This window comes from Bradyrhizobium sp., from assembly GCF_035570375.1.
Taxonomy (GTDB): domain Bacteria; phylum Pseudomonadota; class Alphaproteobacteria; order Rhizobiales; family Xanthobacteraceae; genus Bradyrhizobium.
In genome coordinates this window covers 1-18,787 of the sequence record NZ_DATMLW010000107.1, presented here as the reverse complement: position 1 = coordinate 18,787, position 18,787 = coordinate 1, and the positions used below count along the sequence as shown (strand labels likewise).

The 18,787-nt window shown below is 60.2% G+C and carries 17 protein-coding genes and 2 pseudogenes; 8 read left to right on the top strand and 11 right to left on the bottom strand.

The window, feature by feature from the left end:
• Nucleotides 1-831 precede the first annotated feature (831 nt).
• Nucleotides 832-2,628, bottom strand: coding sequence for an adenylate/guanylate cyclase domain-containing protein (locus VNX23_RS11405; RefSeq protein WP_325630047.1), 1,797 nt, complete (start codon nt 2,626-2,628; stop codon nt 832-834).
• A gap of 118 nt (nt 2,629-2,746) precedes the next feature.
• Entirely contained in the window at nt 2,747-3,688 is a 942-nt protein-coding gene (locus VNX23_RS11400; protein WP_325630051.1) for an acetamidase/formamidase family protein, read from the bottom strand.
• 65 nt (nt 3,689-3,753) lie between these two features.
• Here VNX23_RS11400 and VNX23_RS11395 point away from each other — a divergent pair, with 65 nt between their 5' ends.
• A complete protein-coding gene (locus tag VNX23_RS11395) occupies nt 3,754-4,626 on the top strand; it encodes a YdcF family protein (RefSeq protein ID WP_325630045.1) in 873 nt (290 codons plus the stop codon).
• A gap of 94 nt (nt 4,627-4,720) precedes the next feature.
• Here the strand turns inward: VNX23_RS11395 and VNX23_RS11390 are convergent, their stop codons facing one another.
• Complete coding sequence (locus tag VNX23_RS11390) at nt 4,721-4,819, bottom strand: hypothetical protein (protein ID WP_325630049.1); 99 nt, start codon at nt 4,817-4,819, stop codon at nt 4,721-4,723.
• Nucleotides 4,820-4,824: 5 nt separating this feature from the next.
• On the opposite strand from VNX23_RS11390, the gene VNX23_RS11385 reads away from it, so the two are divergent.
• A complete protein-coding gene (locus VNX23_RS11385) occupies nt 4,825-4,962 on the top strand; it encodes a hypothetical protein (protein ID WP_325630053.1) in 138 nt (45 codons plus the stop codon).
• On the opposite strand, the pseudogene VNX23_RS11380 reads toward VNX23_RS11385, so the two are convergent.
• Both VNX23_RS11380 and VNX23_RS11375 read right to left on the bottom strand, forming a co-directional pair.
• Nucleotides 4,912-5,019: pseudogene (locus VNX23_RS11380) on the bottom strand (hypothetical protein); the annotation flags it as partial. The gene VNX23_RS11385 and the pseudogene VNX23_RS11380 sit on opposite strands and share 51 nt — an antisense overlap.
• A 589-nt stretch (nt 5,020-5,608) precedes the next feature.
• Nucleotides 5,609-6,526: a glutathione S-transferase family protein gene (locus tag VNX23_RS11375; protein WP_325630044.1), complete on the bottom strand. Its 918-nt coding sequence runs from the start codon at nt 6,524-6,526 to the stop codon at nt 5,609-5,611.
• A gap of 128 nt (nt 6,527-6,654) precedes the next feature.
• Between VNX23_RS11375 and VNX23_RS11370 the strand changes: the two genes are divergently transcribed.
• The 3 genes from VNX23_RS11370 to VNX23_RS11360 all read left to right on the top strand — a co-directional run bounded on the left by VNX23_RS11370 (nt 6,655) and on the right by VNX23_RS11360 (nt 10,459).
• Nucleotides 6,655-7,527, top strand: a complete 873-nt coding sequence (locus VNX23_RS11370) for a LysR substrate-binding domain-containing protein (RefSeq protein ID WP_325630042.1) — start codon at nt 6,655-6,657, stop codon at nt 7,525-7,527.
• Between the two features lie 927 nt (nt 7,528-8,454).
• The gene (locus tag VNX23_RS11365; protein WP_325630040.1) at nt 8,455-9,240 is read left to right on the top strand and encodes a DUF169 domain-containing protein; all 786 of its coding nucleotides are present in this window, start codon (nt 8,455-8,457) and stop codon (nt 9,238-9,240) included.
• A 37-nt stretch (nt 9,241-9,277) separates the two neighbouring features.
• On the top strand, nt 9,278-10,459 hold the full coding sequence (locus tag VNX23_RS11360; RefSeq protein ID WP_325630038.1) for a saccharopine dehydrogenase family protein: 1,182 nt from the start codon (nt 9,278-9,280) through the stop codon (nt 10,457-10,459).
• A gap of 47 nt (nt 10,460-10,506) precedes the next feature.
• Here VNX23_RS11360 and VNX23_RS11355 read toward each other — a convergent pair whose 3' ends face one another.
• Nucleotides 10,507-12,057 carry an undecaprenyl-phosphate glucose phosphotransferase gene (locus VNX23_RS11355; RefSeq protein ID WP_325630037.1) on the bottom strand — a complete coding sequence of 517 codons (1,551 nt, stop codon included), beginning with the start codon at nt 12,055-12,057 and terminating at the stop codon, nt 10,507-10,509.
• 365 nt (nt 12,058-12,422) lie between these two features.
• Between VNX23_RS11355 and VNX23_RS11350 the strand changes: the two genes are divergently transcribed.
• Nucleotides 12,423-13,466 (top strand): polysaccharide deacetylase family protein, encoded by a 1,044-nt coding sequence (locus tag VNX23_RS11350; protein ID WP_325630035.1) that lies wholly within the window; start codon nt 12,423-12,425, stop codon nt 13,464-13,466.
• Here VNX23_RS11350 and VNX23_RS11345 read toward each other — a convergent pair.
• Nucleotides 13,463-13,669, bottom strand: coding sequence for a DUF2842 domain-containing protein (locus VNX23_RS11345; RefSeq protein WP_325630034.1), 207 nt, complete (start codon nt 13,667-13,669; stop codon nt 13,463-13,465). The genes VNX23_RS11350 and VNX23_RS11345 overlap by 4 nt on opposite strands.
• Before the next feature lie 94 nt (nt 13,670-13,763).
• On the opposite strand from VNX23_RS11345, the gene VNX23_RS11340 reads away from it, so the two are divergent.
• Entirely contained in the window at nt 13,764-14,849 is a 1,086-nt protein-coding gene (locus VNX23_RS11340) for a COX15/CtaA family protein (protein ID WP_325630032.1), read from the top strand.
• Between the two features lie 12 nt (nt 14,850-14,861).
• Here VNX23_RS11340 and VNX23_RS11335 read toward each other — a convergent pair whose 3' ends face one another.
• The 4 genes from VNX23_RS11335 to VNX23_RS11320 all read right to left on the bottom strand — a co-directional run bounded on the left by VNX23_RS11335 (nt 14,862) and on the right by VNX23_RS11320 (nt 18,457).
• A complete protein-coding gene (locus tag VNX23_RS11335) occupies nt 14,862-15,224 on the bottom strand; it encodes a hypothetical protein (RefSeq protein WP_325630030.1) in 363 nt (120 codons plus the stop codon).
• A 194-nt stretch (nt 15,225-15,418) separates the two neighbouring features.
• Nucleotides 15,419-16,699 (bottom strand): O-acetylhomoserine aminocarboxypropyltransferase, encoded by a 1,281-nt coding sequence (locus VNX23_RS11330; RefSeq protein ID WP_325630028.1) that lies wholly within the window; start codon nt 16,697-16,699, stop codon nt 15,419-15,421.
• Between the two features lie 143 nt (nt 16,700-16,842).
• Complete coding sequence (locus VNX23_RS11325) at nt 16,843-17,427, bottom strand: CoA-binding protein (RefSeq protein ID WP_325630026.1); 585 nt, start codon at nt 17,425-17,427, stop codon at nt 16,843-16,845.
• A gap of 205 nt (nt 17,428-17,632) precedes the next feature.
• The gene (locus VNX23_RS11320; RefSeq protein WP_325630024.1) at nt 17,633-18,457 is read right to left on the bottom strand and encodes an enoyl-CoA hydratase; all 825 of its coding nucleotides are present in this window, start codon (nt 18,455-18,457) and stop codon (nt 17,633-17,635) included.
• Nucleotides 18,458-18,551: 94 nt separating this feature from the next.
• Between VNX23_RS11320 and VNX23_RS11315 the strand changes: the two are divergent.
• Nucleotides 18,552-18,787: pseudogene (locus tag VNX23_RS11315) on the top strand (phenylacetic acid degradation protein); the annotation flags it as partial.

The following is an 18,787-nucleotide window of genomic DNA, read 5'->3' as shown; positions in this document are numbered from 1 at the left end:
GGACGATATGTCCGCCGACGAAGCCGCCCGCCACAAGCGCGCGCAGGAAGGGACAGGGATTGTTGGGGGAAACGAGAGTCTGCTGGTCGGGTGTGCCGTCTGCAGGTGAACCAACGCGGTCGTCTTGCATGAGACTTCAACCCCCAATCATTCAATTACTAAAGCTGCTATTTTCGTTTTTTACGCAAGCCGACGAATCGAAAAACGCGAAATCTCAAAACCAAGCCACTTCAGGGTGTGTCGAAGCTTTGGCAGAATCCGGATCGGTGGCAACAGAGAACCCCCGGCCATCCACTAGAGCCGTTTCGGTTCTGATTGAATCAGAACCGAGGCTCTAATCTTTTGTTTTGACGCGTTTTCTTCACGCGAACCGGTATCCACTTCGCTCGAAAACGCTATAGGGCTCCGATTCCGAAATTCGCAAGCTATCGCTGCGACCTCTGATGCGAACTTCGGAATCAAAGGAGCTCTGGCAACTTGTTGATTTGAGTAGCGGCTTTGAATTTGAAGTTCCTGTCGCGAACTTGCCGCGATACCGATAGGAATTTCAAATTCGCCGCACCAGAGCTCCGATTCCGAAGTTCGCAAGCTATCGCGGCGACCTCTGATGCGAACTTCGGAATCAAAGGAGCTCTAGCAATTTTTTAATTCTAGTGCGGCTTTGAATTTGAAGTTCCTATCACGAACTTGCCGCGATACCGATAGGAATTTCAAATTCGCCGCACTAGAGCATGATCCGGAAAAGTGGAAACCGGTTTTCCGAAAAGATCATGCTCAAACAAAGAGATGAGATCATGATGCGATTCCACTTAATCGCATCATGATCTAGAGCTAATGCTTCAGGCCATGCGCTTTTGACGCGGGATCGACGAGGGTCAAGTTGCTCAGGGGTACGCCGGCCTTCAGAAGCCCTTCGCGATAGTGGGCGATGTCGGCCTCCGTCTTCCAACGGAAATTCCTCAGATGCCGCTCCACGGTCAGGCCCGGAAAGGTGTTCAGCAAAACCGCGGCCGCCTGTGCCGCTTCCTCGGTTCGACCAAGCTGCGCAAGAGCTGCCGCCCGCAGGGCCAGCATCTGAAGGTGAGTGGGATTCAAATAGAGTGCCTCACGCGACCATGACAGCGAGGCATCATACTGCGCGAGAAGGTAGTGGCTGAAGGCGAGCAACGCGGACCATTTATACCGGGGGTCACTGTTGCCGCGCTGCACGGCAATTGAAAACAGTTCGATGGCCTGTCGATGCTCTCCGATGACGAGATAACAAATGCCGAGAACGCCGCGGGCGCCCATGTCGTACGGATTGAGCTCAACCGCCCGTTTGCCGGCCTCGAGCGCTTCCTCGTGATGCCCCTCCATCGCGTGTACGTAGGACAAGATTGAATAGGCAAACGAGGATCGCGGATCGAGCCTGACGCTGTTTTCCGCAAGACACATCGCCTCGGCCCATAATTCGCGGGTGCTTCGGATCCACCCATACTGAATGTTCTGTACCTGGATGGTGGCGAGATAGGCGCGCGCGATCGAAAGCTCCGGATCGAGCGCGATCGCCTCCCGGAACAGCGCGATCGAAGCTTCGAAATCCGTCTTGGTCTGGCGATAGTAGTGAGATAGTCCTCTCAGAAACCGGTCCCATGCGGTCAAATCGGTGGACGACGATCGCAAAGGCGCGGAAGCCTCCGCCCGATAGATCTCGGGGGCGAGCGCTGCGCACAGGCTTACGGTGATTTCGTCCTGCATCGCAAACAGATCGCCGATGTCCCTGTCATATCGGCCGTTCCACAATTGCTCGCCCTTTTCGGGCGCAATCAGCTCGGCCGTCACGCGGACCTTGCTTCCGGCGCGCCGGACCGAACCCTGGATCAGGTAGGTCGCGTCGATCTCCCGCGCGATGAGACGCGCACTCAGGTTTTTGCCTTTGAACGAGAACGTCGCGTTTCTGCTCAGCACGCGAAAGAACGATTGCAACGACAACGCGTGAATCAAATCTTCCGTAAGTCCGTCCGAAAAATATTCGTCGGCGCCGTCGCTGAGATTGACAAACGGAAGCACGCCGACGATCGCGGTCCGATATTGGGCCGGCAGCCCCGACATATCCTTCGGCGACGGGTTACGGCCTCCCAGGGGTTCCCAGGTCCACACATTGATCGGCTGATCGATGTTCTTGAACCGATGGCAGCCGGCGTCGACGAGGGGCACCGGAAGATGTTTGCCGACCTCATGATACGCCTTCGCCGAAACGGCGATGCCGCCGGGCGCAGCGACCGATTCTAGACGCACGGCGATGTTCACGTCATCGCCGAAAACTTCGCCCTCGTCGGCCATCACGTCTCCCATGTGAATGCCGAGACGGAATTGCATGACGCGGTCGGCGGGGAGGTGGTTGTTGCGCTCCGCCATCAGGGTTTGCATCGAGATGCCGCACTCGGCGGCTCCGACGATGCTCGGAAACTCCAGCAGAAAGCCGTCGCCGGTGTTTTTCACGATCCGGCCGCCATGATTGAGAATGATCGGGTGTATTGCGCTTCGATGGGCCTTGAAGGCGGCATGCGTTCCCGCCTCGTCGACGCCCATCATGCGGGAGTAACCGGCGACGTCCGCGCAGACTATGGCGGCCAGGCGTCTGTCCATCTAGCAAGCGTCTCCTTTACTGGCGAGCTGTTAGATTACCACGGTATGCGGTAGGTCAAGTGAAGCCAATTACCTTAAGGCCAAATTCCAGGCGAATCCTCGTGATGGCAAGCCGTTTTCAGCCGTGAACGATCGCTTTTGCGATCATGCAATGGATGCCTTTCGAGCCGTTAACGGTCTGGGTGACCCGCAGGTCGGCAGCCAGGCTGCACAGCGTGTAGGCATCCTCCCGGGACAGGTTCCGCTTTTCCCCAAGCAGCACGATCATGTCGCGCAGCGCGCGCACCACGCACTGGTCGAGGTCGGGATCCATCGCCATGGTCATGTAATGCGTTGGTGTCTCGGCGCGCGGATAGCCGAGCCGCAAATCCTTGCGCAACGTCAGTTTGAACCGTCCCTGGAGGGCGGTTTCGATCGCGGTGACGCAGACTTCACCGTCACCCTGGACGCCATGGCCATCGCCGCAGGAAAACAACGCACCCGGCACGAACACCGGCAGATAAAGTTTCGCGCCAGGCGTCAGTTCCTTGTTGTCGAGATTGCCGCCCATCGCGCGCGGGACCAGCGAACTGATGCGACCCCAGGCCGGTGGCGGCGCAACTCCCATCACGCCGAAGAACGGCGCCAACGGCAGCTCCAGCCCCCACGGCAAGGTTCCCACCAACCGTGTGCGGTCGAGCGGAATATTGATTAACCGCGGTTCGCTGAAATCGTCCGGCAGCGTGCCGGCAAGCGGCCGGATCAGGTTGTACCCCCAGTCCTGGCGCAGCCTGACATCGAGGATTTCGACTTCCAGCACATCGCCGGGCTCGGCGCCCGAAATTGCGACAGGCCCAGTCAGGATATGCCCGGGCACCATGCGCTCGTTTCTGGCGTGGACTTCGGCGAGTTCTGGCGGGACGTGAAATTTGCTGCGGTCCGGCACGACCTCAGGGCCGCCGCTGATCGTATCGATGGTCACCTCGTCGCCGCTTGAGACCGTGAGCACCGGCTTGAGCTTCGCTTCGAAGAAGCCCCAGTGACAGGTTTCGGGGCTGGAATGCAGGTGATGGTGCATGATGAGGGACTTCTGGTTCAGGCGAGGGTCGCGTATGACGCTGTAGCAGACATTCGAAGGGGCCTCTTGTGTTTTTTTTGCTCTCCAAGACGCTCGGCATCATGCTTTTGCCGGCGAATTTTCTGATCGGCGTCGGCGTGATGGGTGCGATCCTGTTGGCGACGCGACGGGCGGCTCTCGGCCGGCGACTGTTGATCATATCCGCTGTATTTCTGGCGATTGCGGGTTTTTCGCCGCTCGGAAAACTGTTGCTCTATCCGCTTGAGCAACGGTTTCCGACATGGGATGCCTCGCACGGCGCACCCGACGGCATCGTCGTGCTCGGCGGCGGCGTCGATCCCGACCTATCGGCTGCGCATGGCAGGGCGGCGTTTCTGCACGCCGCGGACCGCGTTGTCGCGGCCGCGGCCCTTGCGCGGAAATATCCGAGCGCCCGAATCCTTTATTCCGGTGGAAGCGCCAATCTGATTGCGGAAGATTCCGCCAAGGAAGCCGATTATGCCGTCTCAGTCCTCGAAAACCTCGGCATTGCCAGGGAGCGAGTGACGGTGGAGCGGCTTTCCCGCAACACCCAGGAAAATGCCGAATTCTCCAAAACCATCGCGAAACCGAGAGATGGTGAACGGTGGTTGCTGGTGACATCTGCCTTTCACATGCCGCGCTCGATGGGGCTGTTTCGCAAGGCGGGCTTTGCCGTAGAGCCTTATCCAGTGGACTGGCGTGTGGGCGGCGCCGCCAATCTTCTGACCTTTTCGCCGATCGCACTTGATGGCCTGGAACGCACCGACACGGCGGTGCGCGAATGGATCGGCCTTGCCGCCTATCGGATCACCGGCAAGATCGATGCGCTGTTGCCGGGACCTATAGCGTTTTCGAGCGGAGTGGAAACCGGTTCGCGTGAAGAAAACGCGTCAAAACAAAAGAGTAGAGCCCGGTTTTGATTCTATCAAAACCGAATAGGCTCTAGCCATAACCAGTAACTCGTCCGATATCGTCAACGCCCCACCGTCCTTTGCCCTTTCTCGTACCGGCTTATTAAAGCCTTGGATCGATCGGCTCGCTCTCAAGCGCGAGCACGGCGAACACGCATTCGTGGACGCGCCTGAGCGGTTCGCGGGCACGAAGCGCTTCAATGCCTCGTGACCAAGGGCGAATTCGCGAAGGGCGAGATTGCGCTTGCCTCCCAGGCCGCGCTCGCGCAGTCGCACAAGATTTTCGGGGGCGTCGTATTCCGGGCCATAGATGATGCGGAGATATTCGTGGCCGCGGACCTTTAGAGCGGGCTGAACGAGGCCTTTCTTGCCGCGCGCAACGAATGGGTAGGGTACCGGAATCCATCCGGTTGCTCCGGTGCGCCAAAGAGGTCGCCCGCGAGCTCCGCGCGCGAGGGCCGGCGCGGCCTCGATGAAGGACTAGCCATAATCAGTATCTACCCCGATCAATCGATAGAATCGGCCCGAGCGCGGCTTGCATGTGCTACGTTCGGGGACGTTTACTCTTTCCGTCCCGAATCCCTCCATTCGGGCACCTGTCACTGAATCGATCCACTGCGCGGTCCACGACGCCGCAAATCGTGGCGGGTGAAGAACTTCCAGTCGTTTCGTCAGCCTGCAATCCTTCATACCGACAAAACGTCGTGAGAGAGACGTCTTCAGCCGTTCCTTGCCGGTGAGCTGAATCTCGGTGACGACGCTTCATCTCTTCGGTCAGGATACCCACGATGTCTCCTTGAATTCATTCATTCATGCTTATCCGGTTGTTACTAATGGCCGTTATGAAGCCGCACCGGATCTGCGCGTTTCCATGCTTTCTCAATACAGGTATCATCAAGTCTATGAGTGACTGCTATTTTCATTTCCTTCCCTCAAATTGGGTGAAAACCGGATAAGCATCTCCTCGTGCCAAGCGAGTGCGGGCCTTACGCTAGGCCGATTCAACTACGAAGCCGGCGCGTGGAAAATGCACACAGACCTCGCCGATGGCGGGATCGCTGCGTCGGATGACGATCTCATGGACGCCCGAGGCGACCAATTCGCCGATGACCGGGTCGCGCCCGGTATCATCCGGCGTGACGGTGACGGTCTGGCCAGGCTTCCGGCCGACGGGGTCTCGCGGATCGGGGGTTGCGCTAGCGATTGACGTGGCGGCGCGGGCTACATCGAGCGCCTGCTCAGAGGTCATTGGGCTCCGCCGGCCGTGGCCGATTGCGGCAACCCGCTCGGCCCAGCTCAGCAGCCTTGGAAAGCCATCGAGCGGCGCCGCCGCTGGTCCGAAATTTTGCTGCAAGAACCAAACCGGATGATAGGCGGCGAGATCGGCAAGGCTAGCGGCAGAGCCCTGCAAGAATGAGCGCCCGTCGGTCAGCATCTGGTTCAGCCAATCGAAATGCGCGCGCAACTGATCGAGCAAGTTCGGTACTGCCGCCTTCATCGCGGCGGGATCGATATTTCGGCCAGAGAATTTGGCCCGGTCTTCGAGAAATCCCTCGAGCAATGCGTCGGGTCTCTTCGCGAACGCGATGCTCACAGCCGGGCTGAACGTGGTCTTTTCGGCCCACCAGGCAAGCGCGTCGGCCGCGCCGTGGCCGGCCGGATAAAAGCTCGGGCTGGGGTGCAGGCGCTCGAGTTCGCGCATGATCAGCTGGCTATCGCAATAAATATCTGCGCCGATCTGCAACACCGGCGTCTTGCGATAGCCTCCCGTCAGCGCCGTCAGATCGGGTTTTGGCATGATGACAGGGATCTCGACCGATCCCCAGGCCAGGCCCTTGAGACCAAGACCGAGCCGAACTTTCTCCGAATAAGGAGAGGTCCCGTAGTGATGCAGGATGATATCGGTCATCGAGACGACCCTCGTTTTGGGGTGATGCGTCCCCCTCAACATCGAGTGCGGGTTGCGGACCGGCAAGCGATAGATTTGGCGGGTAGGTTTAGCTGTGCTAAACTTGCATCATGATCAGACGCTTCGCGTTGCTGCAGACGTTCGTTGCCGTGGCGCGCGCCGGAAAGATGAAGCAAGCCGCGCATGAGCTCGCGCTCACGCCGGGCGCGGTCAGTCAACGCATTCGCCAGCTTGAGGAGGCGGCCGGTCGTCGGCTGTTTTTTCGGAATCCCTCGGGCGTCGAGCTCAGCGCCGCGGGTGAAGCCATGTTTGCTGCGCTTGCCGAGCCCTTTCGGGCGATCGAAGCGGTCGATCGCGAACTCGGCGGCCGATCATCGAGCCGCGTGGTGATAAGTACGACGCCGTCATTCGCGGCGACTTGGCTGGTACCGCGACTTGCGATGTTCGCGCAACGATATCCGGATATTGAAATTGCCGTGGAGACCGGCAACCGCCCAGTCGATCTGAAGCGAGAGCCGATCCATTTGGCAATTCGGCATGGGTTGGGAAAGTACCCTGGCTTAGAAGCCATTCGGCTCGTTGCTCCCGAACTTATCGTCGTCGCAAGCCCCGATCTGCTCAAAAAGCGTGCCCCCCTCAAGGGGCCGGTCGATTGCTTGGCATTTCCTCTGCTCCACGATTTCAATCGCCAGGACTGGCCGCTTTGGTTTGAAGCCCATAGCGTAGACGCGCCGAACTGCAAAAAGGGTCCAGCGTTTTCGGATAACCAACTGATTGTGCGCGCGGCTGTTGCGGGACAAGGATTGGCGCTGGTGCGAGATATTTATGTCAATGACGAGCTTCGCGCACAGCGTCTGGTAAAGGCGCTGACGGTGAACTGGCCCGTGCAATTCGCGTACCATGCCGTCGCGACAACCGAGGCCCTACAAAAGCCCGCGGTCCGACGGTTTCGGGATTGGTTGGTTGAAGAGGCGCGACACGAATTCTCGTCGCCCACCTGACGAAGTCGGGTTCTCCCACGGCTACTCGAATGGCCGCTTTCGACGCATCGGCGTCGGCCAGTTTCGGAAATTTCTTCTCCACCGATTCACGGATGCGGTCGATGCGCAACTGCTCGGCATTCTGAACCAAGTACCACGCTTCTTAAGATTTTGACATGAGGCTAGATAACCAATTTCCGGCCTTTCATCCAGTCGCCTCTGTGAACGTCGCAAGCTCATGCTGGCGTCGCGCGCAACAAAAGTCACGAACGTCCGACGATGATGAAATCGATGATGTTGGAAATAAGTGATCGACATGGAAGAGAGCCAAAAGACTGCCCGACGGGCAAATCAGACGCACCCCGGGCTTCGCACTTGTCCAGTCCCTCCGCGAAAAAATATTCGCTTTTCACGTCGGGCAAATCAAATTTACGACTCGCCCCATCCCGTCTCACTCAGAGGGGCGGCTCGCGATCGTCAGGAAACGCGGGGCGGGATGCGGTGGACGCGGGAAGCGCGCTGACGAATGCGCTTATCTCGCGGACGGCGAAGTCGTGTGGTCCTGACGCCCCGACGCTGGCGTCAAGTTGGCGACGATGCTTCGCATCGTGGCCTGCGACGGTGGCAAGAAAGCCCGGTCACCGGGGAGAGCGCGCTATAAGCCGTTAAAACCATTGCGCAGGGAAGGCCGGATTGATCCGGTGAACCTGTGGTGACTTGCTCGTATGCTTTTTCACTTTTGCATACGAGGCTGCGGGTGCATCAGACACCCGGCTTTCCCTGCGCCCTCTGTTTTCGGAGGGACATGGTCCATGCATCACTCGGGCGCAATCCGCGCCGCGGGATGGAACAGGCGTGATCTGCCAGTCGCAACCACCGGGCAATCAGGCTAGGATTGCCCCTTACAGGCGGGCAGCTCAGCCGCGCCAAGCTTCCAGAGCTAACGCCATGCACCAGCAAACCCCGCCGGAACAGTTCGACTTCGCCGCCATGCTAGCCGATCTGAATGCTCTCTTGCGCCTCAAGGCCACGGTGATCGGCCTGAAGATGTTCGAAAGCGTCGCGGAAATGGCGGCGATCCCGAAAATCAGGCGGCCGACGGCGGTTCATACCACCGACCAGATCGTCAGCATGGCCTCGCGGCTCGGCTGGACAGTCGGCATCACGGCGGAGGACCTCGTCGGCGCGCAGTGTCGCGCGGTGATCGGGCTCGCGCCCCAGGACGAGAAGTGGCGCGCCGGGGAGGCCTATGTCGGCGTCTGGCATGAAAATGCCGAGGACGCGCGCAAACGGCAGGAGGCGCTGGACGTCGTTGCCTACGGTCAATACCGGGCGATGGCGGTCTCTCCGCTGGCGAGCGGGCGGCTCAACCCGCCCGACATTTGCCTCCTCTATGCCACGCCGGGCCAGATGATCATCCTGATCAACGGCCTGCAATGGAGCGGATACAAGAAGTTCGAATGGGGTGTGGTGGGCGAGACGGCGTGCGCCGATTCATGGGGGCGGGCGCTCAAGACGGGCGAGCCGAGCCTGTCACTGCCGTGCTATGCGGAGCGGCGGTATGGTGGCGTGCCTGACGAGGAGATGCTGATGGCGCTAAAACCTTCGCACCTCGCCAAGGCGATCGTTGGAATGAAGGCGCTTGCCAAAAACGGCCTGCGTTACCCGATTCCGCCATACGGCATTCAGAGCGACGTGCGGGCCGGAATGGGCGTGTCGTATGGAAAGAAATGAATTGACCGGGCGTCATTGCCTCATGGAAAAGTGAAACATGAAATCTTCGGCGAAGTTCGACATTGTTGTCTATGGCGCGACCGGGTTCACCGGTCAGCTCGTTGCCGAATATCTCGCGACGCATTACGCAGGCCACGACGCGCCGAAATGGGCGATGGCCGGGCGCAGCCTCGACAAGCTTGCCTCGGTTCGCGACGCTGTCGGCGCGAGCGCCGACATTGCCCTGATCAGGGCCGATGCCGGCGACCCCTCATCGCTGCAGGCGATGATCGAACAGACCAGGTCCGTCGTGACCACGGTAGGTCCCTATCTGCTCTACGGAAATGATCTGGTGGCTGCCTGCGCGGCTTCGGGTACCGACTATTTCGATCTCTGCGGCGAGGTGCCGTGGATGCGACGGATCATCGATGCTCATCAGGCGACGGCAGAGCGCAGTGGCGCGCGCATCATGTTTTCATGCGGCTACGACTCGCTGCCGTTCGAGCTTGGTGTGTTCTTCTGCCAGGAAGCCGCAAAGAAGGCGATGGGCGCGCCGGTCGCGCGGGTCAAGGGACGGGTTCGCGCCATGAAGGGGACCTTCTCGGGCGGGACGGCGGCAAGTGGCAAGGCAGTGTTCGACGCAGCGGCGAAAGATCCGAGCCTGCTGACGTTGGTACGCGACCCATTTGCGTTGACGCCGGGGTTCAGCGGGCCGAAGCAACCGCCGGGCAACAGGCCGGTGTTTGATGACGATCTTCAGACCTGGTTGACGCCATTCTTCATGGCGAACATCAATACGCGTAATGTGCATCGCTCCAACGCGTTAATGGGCTTCCCCTACGGTCGCGATTTTATCTATGACGAAATGCAGATCGCCGGCCCTGGCGAGGAAGGCGAGGCCAGGGCCAAACGCATTATGGCGGCCAGCAACAGTCTGGGTTCATCGGCAGTGCCCAAGCCCGGCGAAGGTCCCTCGAAAGAGGAGCGCGAGAGCGGGTACTACGATCTGCTCTTCGTCGGAATTGCCCCCGATGGCCGCCAGGTCCGCGCATCCGTGAAGGACGACCGCGACCCCGGCTATGGGTCGACGTCGAAGATGATTGCCGAATGCGCGATCTGCCTCCTGCGCGATGCGCCCGACGTGCCCGCGGGGATTTGGACGCCGGGCGCGGCCATGCAGCACCGGCTGATCAAGCGGCTGGTCGATCACGCCGGCATCAGCTTCGAGGTCGAAAAGTAAGTCAGGCCACGCTCGTGTTTGCAGCGGTTTCAGCCCCCTGGCCGTGCTTAGTAGGCGTTCTCGCTTTTGGTCAACAACGCCAGCGGCGTCTTGAGAAGAATGTAGAAGTCAAGCAATACGGACCAGTTCTCGATATAATAGAGGTCGAATTCGACGCGCTTCTGGATCTTCTCTTCGCTATCGACCTCGCCGCGCCAGCCGTTGACCTGTGCCCAGCCGGTAATGCCGGGCTTCACCCGGTGACGTGCGAAATAGCCGTCCACCGCCTCGTCGAACGGCCGGCTCTGCAATTTTCCCTGCACCGCATGCGGGCGCGGACCGACGAGCGAGAGATTGCCCTTGAACACGACATTGAACAGCTGGGGCATCTCGTCGAGGCTGGTCTTGCGGATGAAGCGGCCCACGCGGGTGACGCGGCTGTCATTCCTGGTCACGACTTTCGAGGCCATTGGATCCGCCTGGTCGTGATGGAGCGAACGGAACTTGAAGACGTCGATGCGCTCGTTGTTGAATCCGAAACGTTTTTGCCGGAACAGAACCGGCCCGGGACTGTCGAGCTTCACCGCGAGCGCGACCAGCGCCATGACGGGTGTTGCCAGCAGCAAAACGATGCCGCCGACGAAGTGATCGAACATCCACTTCATCACCAGGTCCCAATCGGTGATCGGCGCCTCGAATACATCGAGCGTCGGAACCTCGCCAAGATAGGAATAGGAGCGCGGACGGAAACGCAGCTTGTTGGTATGGGCGGAAAGCCTGATGTCCACCGGCAGCACCCATAACTTCTTCAGCATTTCGAGAATCCGCGTTTCCGCCGAAATCGGCAGCGCGAACAGCACGAGATCGACGCGGGTGCGGCGGGCGAACTCGACGATATCGCCGACCTTGCCGAGTTTGGGACTGCCCGCGCAAGTGTCGAGCGCACGACTGTCGTTGCGGTCGTCAAATACACCGAGTATTTCGATATCCGAATCTTCCTGAACCCTGAGCGCTTCGATCAGCAATTCGCCGCTCTCGTCGGCGCCGACCACGATGGTGCGGCGATCCAGACGGCCCTGGCGCGTCCAGCGCCGGACCAGGGTGCGCAAAAACAGTCGTCCGGCAATAAGGGCGGCAAGACCGAGAAAGAAGAATGCGGAAAGCCAGAGTCTCGAAATCTCGCCGCCGAGCTTTGCGAAGAAGGACGCGCCGATGAACAGCAGGAACACGAATGTCCACGACGAGATCATTCGCGTCATCTGGCGGAGCTGGCCGCGAAACATCTGGACATCGTAGAGGTCGGCGGCCTGAAAGCAGATCACCGCCGTCAGGGTCGTTGCGAAAATGGCTGCGACATATTCCCAGTGAAAGCCGGTGAGGGGGACCATGTAACTCAGATAGAGCGCAATTCCGACGAAACTCAGCAGGACAAAATCAGCGAGGCGTACCAGACCCGCTATTACGATCGGAGAGTAAGCGCCGCGTACCTTCTGGTTGACGACGGCCAGGGCGGCCGGGGACAACCGCTGGCGCCGCTCGATCGGCGGGCGGCTTTCGGCCGCCGCGGCGGAGGCGGCAGATGCGGTTTCCAGCATCGAGCGTGCGCTGATCGGTTCCACTGTCTCTAGCCCATGCTCGCACAGGCCGTCAGGCCGGCCCCGGCGAATTCCCCGCCTTCGGGCATAGGGGACAAATCGGAAGAAACAGTTATCGCTAAAGGGGCGGGCACCGGCGGGACTGCGAGTCCAAAAGCAGCGTTGGATCGGTCCGCCGGTGGAAGACGGTTAACGGTCCGCAAACACATCGCGGTAGCCGGCCATGACCCTTCGACCATTGCCTGCTGCGAAAAATGCATGAAGAGTTTGCAGCCGGACTGCCCCGTCTGTGGGCAACACGCGGCAATAAAGTTTTTTTAACCTGAAATTTGCGCGTTTTCCGGCCCAAGGGAGGTAGGGTTTCCGCCTGCGCGCGAAAGGACGAGCGTTTGTCATCCGACCCGACATTTCTAAGCAGCCTGAAACTGGAACTTTCCTATTTCAGCGGTCGTGCATGGCTGGAGAGCCATGGTGTGGCCGTCATCCTCCGGTTCGAGCGCGTTCGTCCACGGCGTGTTGATCGCTTTCAGCCGCTGAAGTCTCGCGAGATCACACCGAGATTCCTGGAGCGGACGATCCGCGCCTTGAAGCGCTGGAAATACGATATCGTTTCGATCGACGAAGTGTGCCGGCAGGCGGTGAGGTTGGCTTCGCGGCGACGGTTTGCGTGCCTGACGTTCGATGGCGGTTACAAGGACGTGGTCACTTCCGCCTATCCCGTGCTGTCGCGGCACGGTGTGCCCTTCACCTTGTACGTGCCGACGGCCTTTCCCGACGGAATCGGCGAGGCCTGGTGGCTTGCGCTCGAACAGGCGATCGCGCGTGAGAGCCGCATCAGTCTCGTGATCAACCGTGAAGAGAGGCATTTTGAAATCGCGCGTGCGTCGGAAAAATATCAGCTCTATGATTTTCTTGCGCAATGGATGCGCTCGCTTGCGCCTTCCGATCTCTCGATTGCAATCAAGGACCTGTGCACACGCTATGCGGTCGATCTTGCCGCGCTGTCGCGTGAGGCATCGCTCGACTGGAACGATCTGGCGAGGCTTGCAGCCGATCCGCTGGTGACGATCGCAAGCGCCACCGTGAACTATCCCGTGTTGTCGAATCTGAAGGACGCGGCCGCGATGCGCGAAATCAATATGGGCAAGGCGGTCGCCGAAACTGCGTTGCGACGCGAGATCAGGCATTTCGCCTATCCATTTGGCGATCCCGCCTCGTGGAGCCGAAAGCACGTGGTGATGGCCGAAGAGGCTGGTTTCGTCAGCGCGGTCTCGACGGTCCCGGGCGTCATCGAGGCGGAAGGGCGAACCAGCCTGCACGCGCTGCCGCGTATTTCCTGGGATGGCCGGCAACGCTCGCTTCGCGCCATGCGTGTCATTCTGTCGGGTGTTCCATTCCCACCGGTAAAAGCTGCCCCGAGCAGGATGTTTTAGGCGTCCGGCCGCGACATCCAGCTGACGATCGGCATCGCCGGCAGCACCCATCCGATGCCCGCCACGGCGTAAAAGATCGCCTGCAACAGCCCCGAATTCGCAAGCCACGGCGTTTGCGCAATCGTCATCCCCATCAGTGACCACGCCACGACCAGCGACAGCAGGGCGAAGGTTCCGAACAATTTGCGTGTGCGTATCTTCATAAGCGTCTTGCGCGGTTCGTCGATGTGCGCGCTTTGCGCGCGGGAAGGAGCGGACTATAAGGAGCGCGCCAATTACTACAAGCAAACAGCATCGATGACAGGTATTTCCGTCCACCAAGTCTCGAACGATCGCCTTGTCCGCGGGTGGCTGATTGCCGTCGCGGCGTTGATCGCAGCCATGGTGCTGGTCGGGGGGGCCACGCGCCTGACCGAATCGGGGCTTTCGATCGTCGAATGGAAACCCGTCACCGGCGCCTTGCCGCCGCTCAGTCGGGCACAGTGGAGCGAGGCTTTCGAAGCCTACAAAACCATTCCGCAATATCGTCAGCTCAACGCCGGCATGAGTCTCGATGAGTTCAAGACGATCTTCTGGTGGGAATGGAGCCACAGGCTGCTCGGGCGGTTTATCGGCATCGCCTATCTCGTGCCGTTCCTCTGGTTCCTGTGGCGCGGAGTCCTGGGCTCGGAGCTGAGGCGGCGGCTGTGGCTGATCCTGGGCCTCGGCGCGTTGCAAGGCGCAGTCGGGTGGTGGATGGTGGCATCGGGACTGTCGCAGCGGGTCGAGGTTTCGCAATATCGGCTCGCCACCCACCTGATGCTGGCGCTTGCGATCTTTGCTGCTGTCGTTTGGACGCTGCGCCGGCTCGGCGAGAGGCCGGCTGCGACTTCATCATCGCGGCTCAAGGTCACGGCGATTGCGCTCTTGGCGCTGACATTCGTGCAACTTTATCTCGGCGCACTGGTCGCGGGCCTGCGCGCAGGCAAGATCTACAATACCTGGCCCGGGATCGACGGCGCGTTGATTCCGTCGGCGGCGCGGCTCTTCTTCGAGACGCCGTGGTGGCGCAATCTTTTCGAAAACACGCTGACGGTTCAGTTCGAGCACCGGATGGTTGCCTACGCACTGTTTGTGACCGCAATCCTGCATGCGGTGGATGCGGTGCGCTCGCATGCCGACAGGTCAATCATCAATGGCGCGTTGTGGCTTGCGGGCGGCGTGATATTGCAGGCGACGCTCGGGGTTCTCACGTTGCTCAATCAGGTGCCGATAGATCTTGCGCTCGCCCATCAGGCTGTGGCGATCGCCGTTTTGACGTTCGCGGTCCTGCAAGCGGAGCGATTGGCTGATCGGCGAGCGCAGCCGCAACAGGTCGGCCAGCCGGCTGCACAGTCGGGCTAGACGGCGAAACGGCTAGCAATAACCGTAGACGCCGCATGCATAGGGCAGACGATACCAATAGCTGAGATTGGGCCCGCCGTAATAGGGGTGGTACTCGTAGGAGAAGCTGGTTCCGTAATAGCCAGGCAGCGCCGACGATCCCGGAAGAAGCGGCGTGGATGGCGGAATCCGGATGTAGGGAAACCGCTCATCCGGCGTGAAAAGGAGACCGGGCTCGGGCGCGACATAGACGGGAGCAGCCGGCGGCGCGGCGCCGTAAACGTCCGCGCCTCTCGGCAAATCGGCAGCGAAAGCGGGGCCGACCAACGCAGAACCGACCAACGCAGAACCGATCATAGCCATCACGGCCGCAAGTGGCATCAACCAGCGCAACATGGTTCTGCTCCGAATCATCCGATATGATTCAATGCCAAATGATGCTGGAAGGAGTGTTAACGAGCGCCCTGAAAATGCTGGTTTGACCGAAGATCACAAGGCTGGTGGTACCCGAATCTTGCCGAACGCATGTCGCCGCCGAACCAGGTCGGACTCGCCACCTCCCAACAGCGACGATCAAGAGAGCGCGCCGCTTACGCGCTCAGGGCCTGACCGAGGTCGGCGATCAGATCTTCCTTGTCTTCGATTCCGATAGACAGACGGACCACGTCGGGCGCAGCGCCTGACCTCACCTTGGCGGCATCATCGAGTTGGCTGTGCGTGGTGGAGGCGGGGTGAATCACCAGTGAGCGGGTGTCGCCGACATTGGCCAGATGCGAGAACAGATTGAGCCTCGACACCAAATTGACGCCCGCGTCGTAGCCGCCCTTGAGGCTGAACGTGAACACCGCGCCAGCGCCCTTCGGGGCGTATTTACGTGCCAGGTTGTTGTATTTGTCGGCCGCCAGTCCGGCATAGTTGACGGAGGCGACCGCCGGATGAGCCGATAACCATTCTGCGATCGCCTTGGCGTTGTCGCAATGCTTCTGCATGCGCAATGGCAGCGTTTCGATGCCAGTCAGGATAAGAAAGGCGTTGAACGGCGAGATCGCGGGGCCGAGGTCGCGCAGGCCGAGCACGCGGCAGGCCATCGCAAAAGCAAAGTTGCCGAACGTCTCCTGGATCCTGATGCCGTGATATTCCGGCCGCGGCTCGCTCAGCATCGGATATTTGTTGTCCTTCGACCAATCGAAGGTGCCGGCATCGACGATGATTCCCCCGATCGAATTGCCGTGGCCGCCCAGGAATTTCGTCAGGGAGTGAACCACGATGTCGGCGCCGTGATCGATTGGGCGGATCAAATAGGGCGTTGCCAGCGTATTGTCGACGATCAGAGGAACACCGGCGTCGCGGGCGATCGTCGCGATTGCCTCGATATCGGTGATGCTACCGCCGGGGTTGGCGATCGACTCGATGAATATCGCTCTGGTGCGCGGCGTCACCGCGCGCTCGAAACTCTCGACATCATCCGGTTCGGCCCATACCACGTTCCAGCCGAAACTTTTGAAGGCGTGCGTGAATTGATTGATCGATCCGCCATAAAGCTTGCGCGCCGCGATGAACTCGTCACCGGGATTGAGCAGCATCTGAAAGGTAACGACCTGCGCGGCGTGGCCGGAAGCCGTCGCCAGTGCCGCCGTGCCGCCTTCCAGCGCTGCGACACGCTCTTCAAGGACGGCCTGGGTCGGATTTCCAATCCGAGTGTAAATGTTTCCGAACGCCTGCAATCCAAACAGCGAGGCCGCATGGTCGGCATCGTTGAACACGAAGGATGTGGTCTGATAGATCGGCGTCGCCCGTGCGCCGGTGGTTGGATCGGGCTGCGCGCCGGCATGGACGGCCAGAGTAGAAAAACCGGGAGGACGATCGGTCATGCGTGTTCCTGTTTTGCCCTATTTTGCGAGACGCTGGATTATGCTGATGGCCGAGCGGCCCGCCGTCAAGGCGACTTCGCTCTTCAACGGGGCTGTCTTGCCCTGCATCGCGCGTTAAAGAAGCTGCAGGCATTCGCATCACATCAGGAAAGGTCGTTCCGGTCTTTCGCGGCGCGATCGGATGCGGCGGTCTGGCCACCGCTGACACTCATGCGGTTCAGGGAAAGCCGCATGCCCTGAGTCGGCACCGGCGCGCGCTTCGAACTGAGCGTGCGCGAATTCACTCCCATCCAGGAAATTTCCGAGGACAGCCGTCCATACTCGATTTTCGGGCAGCGGTTCATCACCACCTTGAGCCCGGCGGCTTCGGCCATTTCAGCAGCAGCGTCATCGCGCGCGCCAAGCTGCATCCAGATCACCTTGGGCAGCGGCTTCATTTTCAACGCTTCATCAACCACCGCCATGACGTGGCTCGAATTGCGGAAGATGTCGACCATGTCGACGGGGCGTCCGATGTCGAGCAGTGACCCGACGAAGGGCTTTTCGAGCAGGCTCTTGCCGACATGGCCGGGATTGACCGGAATCATGTCGTAGCCGCGCTGCGCCAGATACTTGAAGGCGAAGTAACTCGGCCGCACGTTGACCGGCGACGCCCCGACCATCGCGATCGATTTCACGCCGTTGAGAATTTCGCGGATATACGTGTCGGCGTAGGCGTCATGGTTCATTTTGAAGTGTCATTCCATTTTCAGCCGTGATTGCAAGGCGTCGTGACGAAGCAACCAGGCGTCATTCCGGGGCGAGACGCATCGAACCCGTGATCTCGAAATTCCCCGACGTGCAATTGCTCATCTGAAGTCTGGTGCTTGCGCACCATCCCGAAATGACGGAGTCCGAAAGGCTTCGCGGCCCCTGCAATGAGGCGCATGAAGTTTACCTGTCCTGCCACTTCGGCTCGCGTTTCTCGATGAAGGCGCCGATGCCTTCCTCGGCGTCGCGCGCCATCATGTTTTCCGTCATCACCTCTGCAGCATAGCGATAGGCGTCGGCAAGACTCATTTCGGCCTGGCGATAGAACGCAGCCTTGCCGAGCTTTATCGTATAGGCGGATTTGAGCGCGACCTTTTGCGCCAGCGTGATGGCGGCGTCCCGCTCGGTTCCGGCGGCGACGACGCGGTTGATGAGGCCGATATCCCGCGCCGTCGTTGCCGGGACCGGCTCGCCGGTGAGCAGCATTTCCATCGTCTGCTTGCGCGGAACATTGCGCGACAGCGCCACCATCGGTGTCGAACAAAACAGTCCGATATCGACGCCGGGCGTGGCGAAGGTTGCGGCCTCCGATGCGACTGCAAGATCGCAGCTTGCCACCAGCTGGCAGCCGGCCGCGGTGGCGATGCCCTGGACGGCCGCGACCACCGGCTTTGGCAGTTGCACAATGGCCTGCATCATCGCGCTGCATGCGGTCATGATGTGAGCGAAATAAGCGCGTCCGCGATCGGCATCGGTGCGGCGGGCGGTCAGTTCTTTCATATCATGGCCGGCGGAGAACGCCGGGCCGTTGGCCGCGATCACCAGTGCGCGCACCTCGGAATCGTCGTGAATGTCCCTCAGCGCCGCGTGCAGTTCGGCGATCATGGCTTCCGACAGGCTGTTGCGGGCTGCGGGGCGATTGAGCGTGAGCACGCGGATGCTGCCGACGGTCTCGCGCAGGAGAATCGGCGTCTGTGGTGCAGCGGCGTGTGCGGCCTGGGGCGTCATCGAGATATCCACGAATAATCCACGAATAATCCATTTGGGCAGATGTGACAGCTTAATGTAACAAGCAAGACGAGGCGAGGGTGGACAAAACAAGATGGCGATAGCGAAAATGAGCGTGGCTGAACTGGAGAAGTTTCTCCACGTCGAGTTCCCCCAGGCCTTCAGCGGCGGCGATATATCGATCGAAAGTGCAGATGGTGCTTCCTGCCTGCTGCGCCAGCGCTACAGCGATCAGATGCTGCGTCCCGGCGGCACGGTGTCGGGACCGACGCTGATGGCGCTGGCCGATTTCGCGATGTATGTGGTGCTGTTGTCGGCGATCGGCCCGAT